At 66.6% G+C, this 15,670-nt stretch carries 14 protein-coding genes; 6 read left to right on the top strand and 8 right to left on the bottom strand.

The features are described 5' to 3' along the window. Positions 1-19 precede the first annotated feature (19 nt). From VIK36_RS02635 to VIK36_RS02620, 4 genes are read left to right on the top strand one after another with little or no spacing between them, the layout of a single operon-like run. Complete coding sequence (locus VIK36_RS02635; protein ID WP_255174261.1) at positions 20-1,030, top strand: Bug family tripartite tricarboxylate transporter substrate binding protein; 1,011 nt, start codon at positions 20-22, stop codon at positions 1,028-1,030. Continuing rightward, the gene (locus VIK36_RS02630) at positions 1,027-1,530 is read left to right on the top strand and encodes a tripartite tricarboxylate transporter TctB family protein (RefSeq protein WP_324643972.1); all 504 of its coding nucleotides are present in this window, start codon (positions 1,027-1,029) and stop codon (positions 1,528-1,530) included. The genes VIK36_RS02635 and VIK36_RS02630 overlap by 4 nt, the downstream gene beginning before the upstream one ends. Beyond that, complete coding sequence (locus tag VIK36_RS02625) at positions 1,531-3,069, top strand: tripartite tricarboxylate transporter permease (RefSeq protein WP_324643971.1); 1,539 nt, start codon at positions 1,531-1,533, stop codon at positions 3,067-3,069. A gap of 51 nt (positions 3,070-3,120) precedes the next feature. Further along, positions 3,121-3,513 (top strand): universal stress protein, encoded by a 393-nt coding sequence (locus VIK36_RS02620; protein ID WP_324643970.1) that lies wholly within the window; start codon positions 3,121-3,123, stop codon positions 3,511-3,513. Here VIK36_RS02620 and VIK36_RS02615 read toward each other — a convergent pair. Beyond that, entirely contained in the window at positions 3,510-4,391 is an 882-nt protein-coding gene (locus tag VIK36_RS02615) for a fumarylacetoacetate hydrolase family protein (RefSeq protein ID WP_324643969.1), read from the bottom strand. The two genes, VIK36_RS02620 and VIK36_RS02615, sit on opposite strands and share 4 nt — an antisense overlap. Before the next feature lie 204 nt (positions 4,392-4,595). Between VIK36_RS02615 and VIK36_RS02610 the strand changes: the two genes are divergently transcribed. Continuing rightward, positions 4,596-4,853 carry a hypothetical protein gene (locus VIK36_RS02610; RefSeq protein WP_255174256.1) on the top strand — a complete coding sequence of 86 codons (258 nt, stop codon included), beginning with the start codon at positions 4,596-4,598 and terminating at the stop codon, positions 4,851-4,853. Between the two features lie 76 nt (positions 4,854-4,929). On the opposite strand, the gene VIK36_RS02605 is transcribed toward VIK36_RS02610, so the two are convergent. The 5 genes from VIK36_RS02605 to VIK36_RS02585 all read right to left on the bottom strand — a co-directional run bounded on the left by VIK36_RS02605 (position 4,930) and on the right by VIK36_RS02585 (position 11,517). Beyond that, complete coding sequence (locus tag VIK36_RS02605) at positions 4,930-5,175, bottom strand: hypothetical protein (RefSeq protein WP_255174255.1); 246 nt, start codon at positions 5,173-5,175, stop codon at positions 4,930-4,932. A gap of 162 nt (positions 5,176-5,337) precedes the next feature. After that, positions 5,338-6,930 (bottom strand): histidine ammonia-lyase, encoded by a 1,593-nt coding sequence (gene hutH, locus VIK36_RS02600; protein WP_324643968.1) that lies wholly within the window; start codon positions 6,928-6,930, stop codon positions 5,338-5,340. Positions 6,931-7,028: 98 nt separating this feature from the next. Beyond that, entirely contained in the window at positions 7,029-8,738 is a 1,710-nt protein-coding gene (hutU, locus tag VIK36_RS02595) for a urocanate hydratase (RefSeq protein WP_255174253.1), read from the bottom strand. A 156-nt stretch (positions 8,739-8,894) separates the two neighbouring features. Continuing rightward, positions 8,895-9,737, bottom strand: a complete 843-nt coding sequence (locus VIK36_RS02590) for an IclR family transcriptional regulator (protein WP_324643967.1) — start codon at positions 9,735-9,737, stop codon at positions 8,895-8,897. Positions 9,738-9,873: 136 nt separating this feature from the next. Beyond that, positions 9,874-11,517 (bottom strand): HNH endonuclease signature motif containing protein, encoded by a 1,644-nt coding sequence (locus tag VIK36_RS02585; protein ID WP_324643966.1) that lies wholly within the window; start codon positions 11,515-11,517, stop codon positions 9,874-9,876. 229 nt (positions 11,518-11,746) lie between these two features. Here VIK36_RS02585 and VIK36_RS02580 point away from each other — a divergent pair, with 229 nt between their 5' ends. Further along, the gene (locus VIK36_RS02580; RefSeq protein ID WP_324643965.1) at positions 11,747-13,255 is read left to right on the top strand and encodes an amino acid permease; all 1,509 of its coding nucleotides are present in this window, start codon (positions 11,747-11,749) and stop codon (positions 13,253-13,255) included. Positions 13,256-13,310: 55 nt separating this feature from the next. Here the strand turns inward: VIK36_RS02580 and VIK36_RS02575 are convergent, their stop codons facing one another. Both VIK36_RS02575 and VIK36_RS02570 read right to left on the bottom strand, forming a co-directional pair. After that, entirely contained in the window at positions 13,311-14,240 is a 930-nt protein-coding gene (locus tag VIK36_RS02575) for a hydroxymethylglutaryl-CoA lyase (RefSeq protein ID WP_255174249.1), read from the bottom strand. Beyond that, positions 14,240-15,565, bottom strand: a complete 1,326-nt coding sequence (locus VIK36_RS02570; RefSeq protein ID WP_255174248.1) for a CaiB/BaiF CoA transferase family protein — start codon at positions 15,563-15,565, stop codon at positions 14,240-14,242. Before VIK36_RS02570 ends, VIK36_RS02575 begins: the two co-directional genes overlap by 1 nt. Between the last annotated feature and the right edge of the window lie 105 nt (positions 15,566-15,670).

Below are 15,670 nucleotides of genomic sequence, written 5' to 3'. Positions count from 1 at the left end.
TTTGAGAGAAGAGGAACACATGCGCCAGATCCGCGCATTGCGCGTTGCCGCCGTTGCTGCCGGCATCGCCCTGATGGCCACCGGCTGCGGTGCCACCGGCAAGAGCTCCACCGGTTCGGAAAGCTCCGGCGCTGCCGCCGGACCCATTACCGGCCTGCAGATCATGGTCCCCAACTCCCCGGGCGGCGGCTATGACACCACCGCGCGCGCCGCTGCGAAGGTGCTGGACGACGCGAAGATCTCCACCAACACCGAAGTCTTTAACCTTGCAGGCGCGGGCGGCACTGTGGGCCTGGCCCGCATTGTCAATGAAAAGGGCAACGGCGACCTGGCCATGCTCATGGGACTGGGTGTGGTGGGCGCCAGCTACACCAACAAGTCTGAATCCAAACTGACCGAGACCACCCCGCTGGCCCGCCTCATCGAGGAACCCGGCGCCATCATGGTCGGCAAGGATTCGCCCTACAAGACCATCGATGACCTGGTAAAGGCCTGGAAGGCCGATCCCGGCTCCATTGCCGTTGGCGGCGGCTCCTCCCCCGGCGGCCCGGACCACCTGCTGCCCATGCAGCTCGCCGGTGCCGTGGGCATCGACGCCACCAAGGTCAACTACGTTGCCTACGACGGCGGCGGCGACCTGCTGCCCGCGATCCTCGGCAACAAGCTGGGCTTCGCCGCCTCCGGCGCCGGTGAGTACCTGAAGCAGATCGAGTCCGGCGAAGTCCGGGTGCTGGCCACCAGTGGCGATAAGCGCCTTGACGGTGTGGACGCACCCACGCTGAAGGAATCCAACATCGACCTCGTCTTCACCAACTGGCGTGGCGTGGTGGCCCCTCCGGGAATCAGCGACAAGGACAAGGCGGCCCTGATCGCGGCCCTGGAGAAGATGCACGGCACTGAGGGCTGGAAGGAAGCGCTGAAGACCCACAGCTGGACCGATGCCTTCATCACCGGCGACCAGTTCAAGACCTTCCTGACCGAGCAGGACAAGCGGGTGGCGGACGTCCTCACCAAGCTTGGGTTGGCGTGACATCCCTGACCACAGGCCTTAAAGGCCGCTCCGAGCTGGGAGTTGCACTCCTGCTCGGAGCGGCCGGCGTCCTGGTCTTCCTTGACGCCAACGGCCTGGTCACCCCGTATTCGAAGTCTGATCCGGTCGGGCCCAAAACCGTCCCGTTCATCGTGGCCGGGATGCTGGTGGTCTGCGCCGTCCTGCTGGCCATCAACGTCCTGCGCGGCGGCAAGGGTGAAGCCGAAGGCGGCGAGGATGTCGACCTGACGCACCCCGCCGACTGGAAGACCGTCCTGCCGCTGGCGGGTGCCTTCATCCTGAACATCCTGCTCATCGACTGGGCCGGCTGGGTGATCTCCGGAACGGTCCTGTTCTGGGGGAGCGTCCTGGCCCTGGGCAGCCGGCACTTTGTCCGGGACGGGTTGATCTCCGTGGCCCTGTCCCTGTTGACCTTCTACGGCTTCTACCTCGGCCTGGGCATCGCACTGCCGGCCGGCCTCCTGGAAGGAATCCTCTAAATGGACGTCTGGTCCTCCCTGATGGACGGTTTCGCCACCGCCCTCACCCCCATGAATTTCCTGTACGCCGTGATCGGCGTCATCCTGGGCACCGCCGTCGGCGTCCTCCCCGGCCTGGGCCCGGCCATGACCGTCGCCCTGCTGCTTCCCGTCACTTACGCGCTGGAACCCACCAGCGCCTTCATCATGTTCGCCGGCATCTACTACGGCGGCATGTACGGCGGCTCCACCACCTCGATCCTGCTCAACACCCCCGGCGAATCGTCCTCCGTGGTCACCGCAATCGAAGGCAACAAGATGGCCAAGGCGGGCCGGGCGGCGCAGGCGCTTGCGACGGCGGCAATCGGCTCGTTCGTTGCCGGCACCATTGGCACGGCGCTGTTGGCCGTCTGCGCACCGATCGTGGTGAAGTTCGCCGTCAGCCTGGGCGCACCCAGCTACTTCGCCATCATGGTCCTGGCACTGCTGGCCGTCACCGCCGTACTGGGTTCTTCCCGGCTGCGCGGTTTCGCCTCGCTGGGCCTCGGCCTGGCCATCGGCCTGGTGGGCATGGACTCCGTCACCGGCCAGCGCCGCCTGACGTTCGGCCAGCCGCTCCTGGCGGACGGCCTGGACATCGTGGTGGTGGCCGTCGCCATCTTCGCCGTGGGCGAGGCCCTCTGGGTGGCGGCACACCTGCGCCGCACTCCCCTGCATGCCATCCCCGTGGGCCAGCCCTGGATGGGCAAATCGGACTGGAAGCGGTCCTGGAAGCCGTGGCTGCGCGGTACCGCCTTCGGTTTCCCGTTCGGTGCCCTGCCGGCCGGCGGGGCCGAGATCCCCACGTTCCTGTCCTACGTGACGGAAAAACGCCTCAGCAAGCACCCGGAAGAGTTCGGCAAGGGTGCCATCGAAGGCGTGGCCGGTCCGGAAGCAGCCAACAACGCTGCGGCCGCCGGCACCCTGACCCCCATGCTGGCGCTGGGCCTGCCCACGAACGCCACCGCAGCCGTGATGCTCGCCGCCTTCACCAGCTACGGGATCCAGCCGGGTCCCCAGCTCTTCGAAAGCCAGGGGCCCCTGGTGTGGGCCCTGATCGCCAGCCTGTTCATCGGCAACCTGCTGCTCCTGATCATCAACCTGCCGCTGGCACCGCTGTGGGCCAAGCTGCTGCAGCTGCCCCGCCCGTATCTGTACGCCGGCATCCTGTTCTTCGCCACCCTGGGCGCCTACTCGGTGAACCTGCAGGCGTTCGACCTGGTGATCCTGCTGATCCTGGGCGCACTCGGGTTCATGATGCGGCGCTTCGGCCTTCCCGTGCTGCCGCTGATCCTCGGCGTGATCCTGGGTCCGCGGATCGAAGGGCAGCTCCGCAAGACCCTTCAGCTGAGCGCGGGCGATCCGGCAGGGCTCCTGGGTGAGCCGATCGCCGTCGGCATCTATGTCATCATTGCCCTCATCCTGGTCTGGCCCTTTGCCTACAAGCTGATCCGCCGCAACCGTCCCGAGCGCAGGCCGCTGATCCCGGCCAACTCGGGTGCAGCGGATTACAGTGACTAAGCAGCCGCACCAAAGCCATCCACGCACATCGAGCAGAAGCAAGGAGACACCATGACCGTCGTTGTGGGATACGTCCCGACACCCGAGGGCGAAGCCGCCCTGACGCAGGCCATCGCCGAAGCCCGGAAGAGCAACACCACGCTGGTGCTGATCAACTCCTCCAAGGGCGAGGCAACTGTGGACAACCGCTTCGCCCAGGAAGGCGACATCCACGACATCGAGCAGCGGCTGGCCAGCCAGGGTATCCAGTACCTGGTCAAGCGGCCCGTCCGCGGCCATGACGCCGCCGCCGAGGTGCTGGATGCCGCTGAGGAACACAACGCCGACCTGATCGTGATCGGCCTGCGCCGCCGTACCCCGGTGGGCAAGCTGATCATGGGCAGCACGTCACAGCGGATCCTGCTTGAAGCTGACTGCCCGGTCCTGGCGGTAAAGGCGGGCTAAACCGCTGTGGCCGCCGGCGTCCGGTACAGCTCCTGGCGCTGGCGGCCCAGGCCGTCCACCTCTACTTCCACCACGTCGCCGGGCTGGAGGTAGGGGAAACGGCCGCTTAAGGCCACCCCCTGCGGTGTTCCGGTGAGGATCACGTCGCCCGGTTCCAGGCGCATGTACTGGCTGCAGTGGTGGACCAGGGTGGGCGCATCGAAAATGAGCTCCGCCGACGTCGAATCCTGCCGGGGCTCACCGTTCACCCAGCTGCGCAGCCGCAGGTTTCCGCCGTCGGTCTCCTCTGCAGGGACCAGCCATGGACCCAGGGGCGTTGACCCGGGAAGCGATTTGCCCTTGGTCCACTGGCCGGCAGCTCCCGGGAGCTGGTACTCCCGTTCAGAAAAGTCATTGGCGGTGACGTAACCGGCAATGCAGGCGGCGGCTTCCTCCGTGGAACCGAGGTAGCTGGCTTCCCTGCCGATGACAATGCCCAGTTCCACCTCCCAGTCGTACTGAGTGGAACGGGGTGGAAGCGGGGCGGGGTCGAACGGGCCGGTGACCGTGTTGCTGGGTTTGAGGAAGACCACGGGAATGGTGGGCGGCTCTGCCCCCGATTCCGCGGCGTGGGCGGCGTAATTCATCCCGATGCCCACCACGCAGCCGGGCCGGGCCACGGGGGAACCAACGCGGAGTGCAGCGGCACCTTCCAGGACCGGCAGTTCCCCCGCCTCCAGGGCCTTCCGGGTTTTGTCCAGGCCGCCGGCGGCAAGGAACGCGCCGTTTACGTCGTTGGTGAGGGGCAGCAGGCTGAAGTACCGGTCGACGCCGTCCGCGGAGGGAACCAGGACGGCAGGCTGCTCGCTGCCACTTTCGCCCAGGCGCATGATCTTCATACCGAATTCTCCTCAAGCTGTATCGACAGGTTTCGGGCCCTCTGGGCCCCGCCTCCATGGTCCTTGATTTCGCCGCGCGGCCGGGAACGAAACGCTTTGTGACCGCTTGATCGGGGGTTCCAAAGGACAGTCATCTGACATATAAAGGGAGCAGAAGGTAGAATGTTGGAGCCATCCTGGCACGAAACACAGAAAGTTCAGTACATGACTACAGCTACCTTGGAGCGCATCCCCGCCTCCCAGACCCCCGAAGGACCCGCGCCGCGGTCCATCAGCCTGGAGTTCTCCAGCGCCAGCGAGGTCCACGCCGGACTGGAAGAGGCGGTAGCCGAACTGATTGAAGTAGCAGCACATGACGCCGCCTGTGGCATCCTGGTTACCAGGCTGCACCCGGGACGCTACACCGTGGCCCTGGACGAATCAGTGCCCTTCGGCGAGACCTACGAGTCCATCGCCGCCTGACCATAACCGCAAAAATCCCCGCACACCGTCATGGCGTGCGGGGATTTTTTGTTGCTGGTCGCTGCCGGCCGGACTGCTAGCCGCGGCGGACCTCAACGCCGTCGGACTTCAGGAAAAGCTCTTTCTCCGCAGGACCTGAAGGTCCCGCCGGCACCAGCCAGAGGACGTTGCCGCTCTGCGACACCTCTTCCACCTCCCCGGCTGCCACCACATGTGCATGCTTGATGATCTCGACGCGGTCCCCGGCCTGGAGGGTCTTCCAGTTGGACACCGCGGCGGAATGGGCGTTGCGCCTCGACAGAACTGCCCCACGTGCTTTCATTTGAACTTCTACCCCTTTGTATCGTTCTGCCGCCACAGCCTCTTTGATGTGACTTTCACTACACCTTCAGTTCTACTACACTCCCGGCGCCGCGGTGGGCCGCGGCGCCGGAAATTCCGCCCTTCGGACAGAAGCCGTGCAGGCGCTGAAGATTCTTCGGTGTCAGGTGAGCGGCCCGACGGCGGATTCCGCCGCGCGAAGCACCTCACCTGAAGCGACCAGCCGGTCAGCCGCCTCCAGTTCCGGGGACAGGAAATGATCTGTCCCCGGCCCCTCCACCACTGCCCGCAGGGCAGCCACAACAGCGGAGCCTGCAGGCCCCGGCGTCAGCACGCCACCTGAGAGCTGCGTGCGGATGTCCAACGCGCGCGCCGACGTCACCAGTTCGATGGCCAGCACGCGGCGGAGGTTCTCCACGGCTTTGCGCAGCTTCCGCGCCGCGTGCCAGCCCATGGACACGTGGTCCTCCTGCATGGCGGAGCTCGGGATCGAGTCCACGGATGCCGGAACGGCCAGCCGCTTGTTGTCGGAGACCAGGCCGGCCTGGGTGTACTGGGCGATCATCAGGCCGGAGTCCACCCCCGGGTCGGCAGCGAGGAACGCCGGGAGGCCGTGCGAACGGGCAGGATCGAGCATCCGGTCGGTGCGGCGTTCGGCGATGGAGCCGAGGTCGGCGACGGCGATGGCGAGGTAGTCCAGGACGTACGCCACGGGTGCGCCGTGGAAGTTGCCGTTGGAGCTGACGCGGCCGTCGGGAAGTACCACGGGGTTGTCGATGGCTGCCGCCAGTTCCCGGGTTGCCACCAGTTCGGCGTGGTCCACGGTGTCGCGGACGGCACCGGCCACTTGCGGGGCGCAGCGCAGGGAGTAGGCGTCCTGGACCCTGGAGTCGCCCACCTTGTGGGAGGCCACAATGGGCGAATCCGAGAGCACGCGCAGCATGTTGTCCGCGCTGGCCGCCTGGCCCGGGTGCGGCCGCAGCGCGGCGTGCAGCTCGGGCAGGAACACCTGGTCGGTGCCCAGCAGCGCCTCGACGCTCATCGCGGCGGTGATGTCCGCCGTCGCCAGCAGCTGGCGCAGGTCCGCGATGGCCATGAGGAGCATGCCCAGCATGCCCTCGGTGCCGTTCACCAGCGCCAGCCCTTCCTTTTCAGCGAGGGTGACGGGCTCTATGCCGTGCTCTGCAAGCAGCTCGGCGACGGGCCGCTCGCCGCGCCCGCCGTACGTGACGCCGTCGGGCCCTTCCGCTTCCCCCTCGCCCATCAGGACCAGGGCGCAGTGCGACAGCGGCGCGAGGTCGCCGGAGCAGCCCAGCGAACCGAACTCGCGGACCACCGGGGTGATCCCGGCGTTGAGGACGTCCACCATGGTCTGCAGGACCACGGGGCGGACGCCGGTGCGGCCGGACGCCAGGGTCTTGGCGCGCAGGAACATGATGCCGCGCACCACTTCCCGCTCCACTGCCGGGCCCATGCCTGCCGCATGGCTGCGGATCAGCGACTTCTGCAGCTGGGTACGCAGCTCGTTGGGGATGTGGCGGTTGGCCAGGGCGCCGAAGCCGGTGGAGATGCCGTAGGCCGGGGTGTCGCTGGAGGCCAGGCTGTCGATGTGGGCGCGGACCTTGGCCACGGTTTCCAGGGCTTCGGGTGCGATGGTGACCTTTGCCTCCTGGCGCGCGACGGCGAGAACGTCCTGGGGCGTGACGCCGACGGACCCGAGGGTGACAGTGAGCGCTTCGTGGGTAATCGTGGTCAATTTAAGTTCCTTGGGTTGTTTCATCGACTGCTCCGTAACGGTCCTTTTGGAGGCTCAAAACGGCAGTTACGGAGCAATCGATGCGGGGTTTGGCCGGGTCAGCTGTTTTCGGTTCCGGTTTCCTGCATGGGGATCCTGACGCCGCGTTCCTTGGCAACGTCGAGTGCGCGCTCGTAGCCGGCGTCGGCGTGGCGGATCACGCCCATGCCGGGGTCGTTCGTCAGGAGGCGTTCGAGCTTTTCGGCGGCGAGGTCGGTGCCGTCGGCGACGGAGACCTGGCCGGCATGGATGGAGCGGCCGATGCCCACGCCGCCGCCGTGGTGCAGGGAGACCCAGGTGGCGCCGGAGGCCGTGTTCAGGAGGGCGTTCAGCATGGGCCAGTCGGCAATGGCGTCGGAGCCGTCGGCCATGGCCTCGGTTTCGCGGTACGGGGAGGCCACGGAGCCGGAGTCCAGGTGGTCGCGGCCGATCACGATGGGCGCCTTGACCTTGCCTTCCTTCACGAGTTGGTTGAACAGGAGACCGGCCTTGGCGCGTTCGCCGTAGCCAAGCCAGCAGATGCGGGCCGGCAGGCCTTCGAATTCCACCCGTTCCTGGGCTGCGTCGATCCAGCGGTGCAGGTGCTTGTTCTCGGGGAACAGCTCCTTGATGGCCTCGTCCGTGACGCGGATGTCCTCGGGGTCGCCGGAGAGGGCCACCCAGCGGAACGGGCCCAGGCCTTCGCAGAAGAGCGGCCGGATGTAGGCGGGAACGAAGCCGGGGAACGCGAAGGCTCGCTCGTACCCGCCCTTGCGGGCCTCGTCGCGGATGGAGTTGCCGTAGTCGAAGACCTCGGCACCGGCGTCCTGAAATTCCACCATGGCCTGCACGTGGCGGGCCATGGAGGCCTGGGCCTTCTTGGTGAAGCCTTCCGGATCCGCTGCAGCCTCGCGGTGCCACTCGTCCACCGTGATGCCCTCGGGCAGGTAGGACAGCGGATCGTGTGCCGAGGTCTGGTCCGTGACGATGTCCACGGTGAGCTCGCCCGCATTGTGGCGGCGCAGGATTTCGGGGAAGACCTCGGCCGCGTTGCCCACGTAGCCCACGGACCAGCCGCGGCGCTCCTCCTTGGCCTTGAGCACCTTGGCGATGGCGGCGTCGAGGTCGGTTTCCACCTCATCCAGGTAGCGCTTGCCGGCGCGGCGGCGCAGGCGGGATTCGTCGACATCGACGATCAGGCAGGCGCCCTCGTTCAGGGTGACGGCCAGCGGCTGGGCGCCGCCCATGCCGCCGCAGCCGCCGGTCAGGGTCAGGGTGCCGGCGAGGGTGCCGTTTTCGTCGCCGGTGAGCTTCCGGGCAATCGCGGCGAAGGTTTCAAAGGTTCCCTGCAGGATGCCCTGGGTACCGATGTAGATCCAGGAGCCGGCGGTCATCTGGCCGTACATCATGAGGCCTTCGGCCTCGAGCCGGCGGAATTCGGGCCAGGTGGCCCAGTCGCCGACGAGGTTGGAGTTGGCCAGCAGCACGCGGGGCGCCCACTCGTTGGTGCGGAACACGCCCACGGGCTTGCCGGACTGGACCAGGAGGGTTTCGTCCTTTTCCATGGTCTGCAGGGTGCGGGTGATGGCATCGAAGGCGGCCCAGGAGCGGACGGCGCGGCCGGTGCCGCCGTAGACCACCAGGTCATCGGGGCGTTCTGCCACTTCGGGGTCCAGGTTGTTCATCAGCATGCGCAGGGGCGCTTCGGTCTGCCAGGACTTGGCGGTGAGCTCGGTGCCGCGGGCTGCTTTGACCGGGCGGGCACCGGTGGTGAAATCGGCGGGTGCCATGGTGGGCTCCTTCTGGGTGGTGTGTCTGACGGAGGAAAGAAGTTCTGTATCCACTAAAGCCCCTCCAGGAAGGGCTTCACAGGGCTTTTGCATGGGTGCTGTCCGGGATGCCAGACGCGCCCGAGGCCTGCTGCCAGGGTTCATGGTTGACAGCTTTTACTTGGTGGGGCGTCCGTGGATCCGGACCGAGAGCTCATCAGCCACCTTCTGGACCCGGGCTGCCAGCGCCGGCCATTCCTCCGGGGCCAACCTGTCTTCCAGGAAGGTGACCGCGACAGCGGCAGTGGGCCAGCCCAGGTGGTCGGTGACGGCGGCGGCGATGGAACCGAAGCCCGGGGTCACTTCGCCGTGCTCGGTGGCATACCCGCGTTGCCTGACCTGGTCCAGGTGCGAGGAAAGCGCCGAGTACTTCATGATGGCACCCGCCACCTCGTGCCGCGCGCTGAAGGCGGCGGCGTTGGGGTAGAGCGCACGAACCTGGGACTTGGGCAGGGCGGCAAGGATGGCGCGGCCGCTGGCCGTGAGGTGACTGGGAAGGCGGACGCCGACGTCGGTCACCAGGGACGGGCGGTTCTTGGCCCGTTCCTCGACGATGTACAGCACGTCCCGGCCATGGAGCACGGCAAGGTGGGCGCTCTCGCCGATCGCGTCCACCAGGCTGGCGAGCAGGGGACGGCCCAGCCTGGACAGCGGTTCCTGCCGGGAGTAGGCGGAGCTGAGTTCGAAGGCGCTGATGCCAAGGCCGTAGCGCTGCTCCTCGTGGAGATGAAGGACGAAGCCATTCGCCTCCATCACCCCCAGCAGGTGGTACACGCTGGAGCGGGGCAGGTCCAGGCTGGAGGCAATCTGCGACGCCGCCATCGGCCCCCGTCTGGAAGCCAGCAACTTGAGGATGCGCAAGGTGTTTTCTGCGGCGGGAACCTTGGACGACGCCTTTGCGGACACCCGGGGAGCCTGGGCTTCGGCGTTTGGTGTTGCGGCGCTTAGTGCAGTGCTCATGAAGTGGAAGTGTCTTTCTGGCTAGCTCTGTCCGGTATCCCGTACTTAAGCTTGCGTCCTTCCGGGAGCCTTGAGCGACTCATTTTGAACCTTATCGTCTGAAATACCAGACAAACGCTCCCGGGACTCGGCACGCTCAGCCCGAGAGAACCGGCGCTTCCAGGTCCTCAAAGTCCAGGAACAGAGACCATTCAGGGAAAGGGTCAGCCGCCAGTTCAGTTTCGGAGGGACCAGGATCATCAGGCACATCCAATTCCTGGAGCATGCCAAAGTGTTCGGGCACGTACCCGTCCGGCCACTCCAGTGCCCCGGCTGAAGTCTCCCGTTCCGAGGCGTCGCCGAACAACGCCAGGAGCCGTTGTGGCCAGTGGGTTGGTTCGGGGTCGGGGTGTTCTGGGTTGTAGTGCCTGCCTGTTGGTGAGGTCCAGCCGGGTGGTTCATTCTTGTTGGCCGGGTCCGGTGTCCATTGGCTGTGATGTTTGAGCCGGTGATGTTTGGGGCAGAGTTGGGCCAGGTTGCTGACGTTGGTGGTGCCGCCGTGTTGCCACGCTTGTAGGTGGTCGGTTTCGTTGTCGGGGGTGCGGTTGGTGCAGCCGGGGAAGGTGCACTTGGCATCGCGCAGCCTGACCCACCGTTTGATGGCCTCCGTGAGCCGGTAGTATTTCCGGCCGATCTCCAGCGGTGCCCCGTCCCTGGGGTCGACCAGGACCCGGTAGAACGATTCCGCCCCGTCGGCGACCAGTTTCCGTGCCATGGAGGCCGGGATCGGGCCGAAGCCATCCAGTACGGCGGGTTCGTCGGTCGCTCCGAGGAGGGCGAATGCCGGCACCATCACTAGGACATCAGCCCGCGGCGCAGGGAGCTTCCCGATCCCGGTGACACCCTGCGTGCCCGGGGCGGTGCCGGTGGACCCCTCGCCCGCCATCTGCCCGGCTCCGAGGAGGAGGATGGCGGCGATATCGGGGCGCAGCTGGGTGAGGGTGCGCTCTTCGTCGGGGCCCTGGAGTCCGCGGGCCGTGGCGGTGGTCCGGTTCCAGATCGCGCACGCGGTATCCCCTGGCAGGTAGAGCGAGACCCAGGCCATGCCGTCCCGGTCGGGGATGTATTCCATCCGCCGGTCCGCCACACCCTTTACATGGCGCTTCTGGATCAATTCCGGATGATGGCGCTCCCGCCACCCACGGACCTTGGCCCGAAACCGGCACGGAATGAGCTCACCCGGGGCGGCGCCGCGGGCGGGCTGGGGTGCAGCCGGGTCGAAGAAATGCGCCACCAACGCCAGCGCGCCCTCCGGGGTGAGGCCTTCGGTCTCGTCCGCAATGATGCGGGCGTGCTGCCACGACATGTCCCCGGCGGACAGTGCATCGAACACCAGCGGCAGGGAACAGATGCGCCGTGACTGCTCCACCAACGCGCCCGCGGCCGCGGAGCTGATAGTCAGCACCCCGGCGATCTCCTCCACCACCGACATGTCCGCGTAAGTGCGGTCCTGGATCGATGCGTCCGGCGGCGTCATCGCTTGCTGGAACTCCACTGCCTCAGCAGCGGTCTCCGCTTTCACCGCAGCCAGTTGCGCTTCCAGCCGAGCCATAAGCTCCAGCCGCTCCAACCGGATCCCATACCGCCGCTGCAACACATCCGTACCCGCACCAATATCCACACCGGCACCACCATGAGCCCCGGAAGCCAGGAAAGCGTCCTCTTTCTCCAGCGCATCAAGGGCAGCAACAGAGGCGCGGACACCCTCCAACACCGCCCCAAGACCACCGCTGATTCCCATAACCACATCATCCATCGACCCACTGACATTCACGCCGGGGGCTGCCGGCCGCCAGGCCCTCTGCAGCGGATGGTGCCTCAGCGCGTCAATCCGCGTGCCGCCGTCGAACGCATCTCACTGCCCACAGTCTGGAACCGAAGACACCAAGCCTCCGTGAGCCTCATCACGAACGGGCCGGAAATGGTCTGCTGGTTAGCGGCTCCCCTCCCAAAGACGAGAAGGTAACTCTATGCAACCCACCCCAACCCGGACCCAAAGTCCGGTGGAAACGCAAAAACCGGCAGCCGTCGTCGGACAAGTCCTTAACAGGGGCCTCAATGTCCGGCACATCCGCTTCATGGCCCTGGGCTCGGCCATCGGTACGGGCCTCTTCTACGGTTCCGCTTCGGCGATCCAGAAAGCAGGACCGGCCGTCCTGCTGGCATACATCATCGGCGGCGCCGCAGTGTTCATGGTGATGCGGGCCCTCGGCGAGATGGCGGTGCGGCACCCGGTATCCGGGTCCTTCAGCCAGTACGCGAGCCGCTACCTTGGACCCCTGGCCGGCTTCGTGACCGGCTGGACGTACGTGTTCGAGATGGCGATCGTAGCCATCGCCGATGTCACCGCATTCAGCATCTATATGGGCTTCTGGTTCCCGCAGGTGGACCGCTGGATCTGGATCCTGGCCGTCATCTGCTTCCTGGCCGCGCTTAACCTGCTCAGCGTCAAGGTCTTCGGCGAGCTGGAGTTCTGGTTCTCGCTGATCAAGGTGGCAGCCATTATCGCCATGATCGCCGGCGGCGCCGCCATCATTGTTTTCGGCTTCCAGGCCGCGGACTCCACCGTGGTGCCCGGACTGGGCAACCTTGTTGGGCACGGAGGGCTGTTCCCCAACGGCTTCGAAGGCCTGTTGGCATCCTTCGCGGTAGTGATGTTCGCCTTCGGCGGGATCGAGACGCTGGGGATCACGGCCGGCGAGGCAGCAGATCCCAAGAAGGTCATCCCCAAGGCCGTCAACACGGTGCCGGTGCGGGTGCTGCTGTTCTATGTCCTCACCCTGGGCGTCCTGATGAGTCTCTTCCCGTGGGACCAGGTGGGCACCAGCGGCAGCCCGTTCGTCCAGATCTTCAGCAGCCTGGGCATCCCGGCCGCACCGCACATCCTCAACGCGGTGGTCATCACGGCGGCGCTGTCGGCCATCAACAGCGACATCTTCGGTGCCGGCCGCATCCTCTTCGGACTCTCCAACCAGGGCCACGCGCCCGCAGCCTTCGGGAAGGTCTCGCGGCACGGCGTCCCCTGGATGACCGTGGTCATGATGGCCGGGATCCTGCTGGTGGGCGTGGTCCTCAACGCCGTCACCCCGGAAGACGTGTTCCTCGTTATTGCCTCCATCGCCACCTTCGCCACCGTCTGGGTGTGGGTGATGATCCTGGCGTCCCACGTGGCCATGAAGCGGGAAATCGCGCGGAAGGGTCTGCCGGCGTCGGAATTCCCCTCCCCGTGGTGGCCTGCCGCCTCTGTCCTCACCATCGCTTTCATGGCGCTGGTGATCGCCGTGCTGGGCGCGTTCGAGGACACCCGGATCGCACTGTACGTGGGCGCCGTGTGGCTGGGGCTGCTGGTCCTGGCGTACCGGCTGTGGATCAAGGGTGACGGACGACGGCGGGCCCACCTTGAGGACGAAACCTCGCCGCTGCCGGTGGTCGCCAGGGACGGCGGGATGGAGGCTGCCGCCCGGAGCAGCCGGGGCTAGGAAAAGACGCCGATAGCCGCCGTTCGGGAGTTCGGTGCGGAGTGTTCCCCGGCGCCTACGCGGCCTTGGGGAACACTCCCGCGCCGGCCAGCCCCGAGCGCGGCGCGGTCTCCACCTTGGCGCAGATCCAGCGGCCCAGCTCGGTCGCAGCCAGCGGATCAATCGAGGTGGAAAACCCTGCCCGCTCCAGCATCCATGCCAGGTCCTCCGTGGAAACATTGCCGGCCGCGCCGGGGGCGAAGGGGCAACCGCCCAGGCCGCCCACGGCACTGTCGAAGACCTTGACCCCGGCCGCCATGGCGGCATAGGTATTCGCCAACGCAGTGTGGCGCGTCTCGTGCAGGTGGGCCCGCAGCGGCATATCCGTTTCAGACGCCAGGGCGGCAAAGACCCCGTTGACCTGCCAGGGGACGGCGCAGCCGATGGTGTCCGCCAAGGCAACCTCGGCCAGCTGGCCTCGTTGCAGGGCGCTCCGGACGACCGAAAGAGCCTGTTCCCCGGGCACGTCGCCCTGGTACGGGCAGCCAAAGGCGACGGCGGCTGTGACGGTGAGCGGGATGGCCGCCGAGGCAGCGATTCCGGATACTTCCTCCAGGGCATCAAGGGCGGCGGCGACCGTCGTGTTCTGGTTGGCCGCTGCAAAGGCATCGGTCACCGGCAGGACATAGTTGATCTCGTCCACCCCCGCATCCACCGCCCGGTAGGCGCCCCGGGTGTTCAGCACCAGACCGATGTAGCTGGCACCGGCGTCCCGCGGCACCCCCGCCATGACGGCATCGGCATCGGCCATTTGCGGAACCTTTTTGGGGTTTACGAAGCTCACCGCCTCAATCCGCCTGGCGCCCAGGGCAATCAGATCGTTGATAAGGCGCAGCTTGTCGCGGGTGCTGACCGGAACTTTTTCATTCTGCAGCCCGTCCCGGGGACTGACGTCCACGATTGAGACTGCTCCCCCGGGAGTACCGGTTCCCGTCATTCCGTTCATCAGATGGCACCCTCGTCCTTGGCATGCTGCAGTTCTTCGACATCCATGTTGAGCAGACCCCCGTAGACGTCGCTGTTGTGGGAGCCGGGCGCCAGCGGCCCGTTCCATGCAATGCCCCCGCTGGTCCGGGATAGCTTGGGGATGACGCCTGGCTGGACCACCGTTCCCAACTGTTCGTCGGCAACTTCCACCAGCATCCCGCGCGCCCGAAGCTGGGGGTCTTCGAAGATGTCCTCGATGGTACTCACAGTGCTGTTGGGAACAGCGTGCCGATCAAGGCACGCCACCAGTTCCGAGTGGTCGAAGCCGGCGGCCCATTCGGCGATCAGTTGTTCCAACGCCTCCTGGTTGACACCCCGGGATGCGTGGTTGCTGTAGAGGGGGTCGGAAGCCAGCTCCGGGCTGCCCATTGCGGCAGCCAGCCGCACGAACACCGAGTCCTGGTTGGCAGCGATCACCACCCACTTTCCGTCGCTGGAGCGGAAGATATTCGACGGCGCTATCCCCTTCAGACCGGAACCGCTGGGACCCGGCACAACGCCCGCAGCCGCGTAGTCGGGAACGGCACTTTCCAAAAGGGAGAAGCAGGCCTCTACGAGGGACACGTCCACAACCTGCCCCGTCCCTCCCTTGGCGTCCCGCCAGTACAGGGCAAGCAGGATTCCCTGCAGCGCGTAGAGCGACGCCAGGCTGTCCCCCAGCGAGATGCCCGTCCGTGGCGGTGCCTGGTCCGGATATCCATTGAGGTGGCGCAGGCCGCCGCGGGCCTCGGCCACGGAAGCGTAGCCCGGCTTATTCGCATCCGGTCCGGTCTGGCCGTAGCCGGAAACCCTGGCGATGACCAGGCCCGGGTTGCTTTGCCACAGCACCTCGGGGGCGAGCCCGAGTTTCTCGAGTGTTCCAGGGCGGAAGTTCTCCAGGATGACGTCGGCTTCCCTGCAGAGTTCCAGGAACAGATCACGTCCGCGGGCCGACTTGAGGTCCAGAGTCACGCATTTCTTCCCCCTGGACTGCACCGACCACCACAGGGTGTGGCCGTGGATCCGGGCCCGGCCCCATTCACGCATGGGGTCGGGACGGTCAGGGGACTCGATCTTGATAACCTCCGCACCGAAGTCTGCGAGCTGCCGTCCTGCAAACGGGCCCGCGATCAGTGAGCCGAGCTCCAGGACCCGCACGCCGGCGAGCGGCCCGCCGGCCGTTCCCACGGCACCGAGGGCAGGTGCAGCGCCGGGGCCGGCCCACTCTCGGGCGCCAGGTCCGAAGTCTGTGTGCTGACCACGGCGCACGCCGCCAGTGGGCGCGCTCTGTGAAGTTTCCACCATCTTTGGGACTCCTGTTCTGCCGGCAGCCGGTGCCCGGGCCGCGTTGCCCGGCCTGCCGTGGATCGCGAAGCATCGTTGGCACGACAACTCATATTGTGGACCCAA

The organism is Pseudarthrobacter sp. LT1, assembly GCF_035621795.1.
Classification (GTDB): domain Bacteria; phylum Actinomycetota; class Actinomycetes; order Actinomycetales; family Micrococcaceae; genus Arthrobacter.
This window is presented reverse-complemented; position numbering and strand designations above follow the sequence as displayed.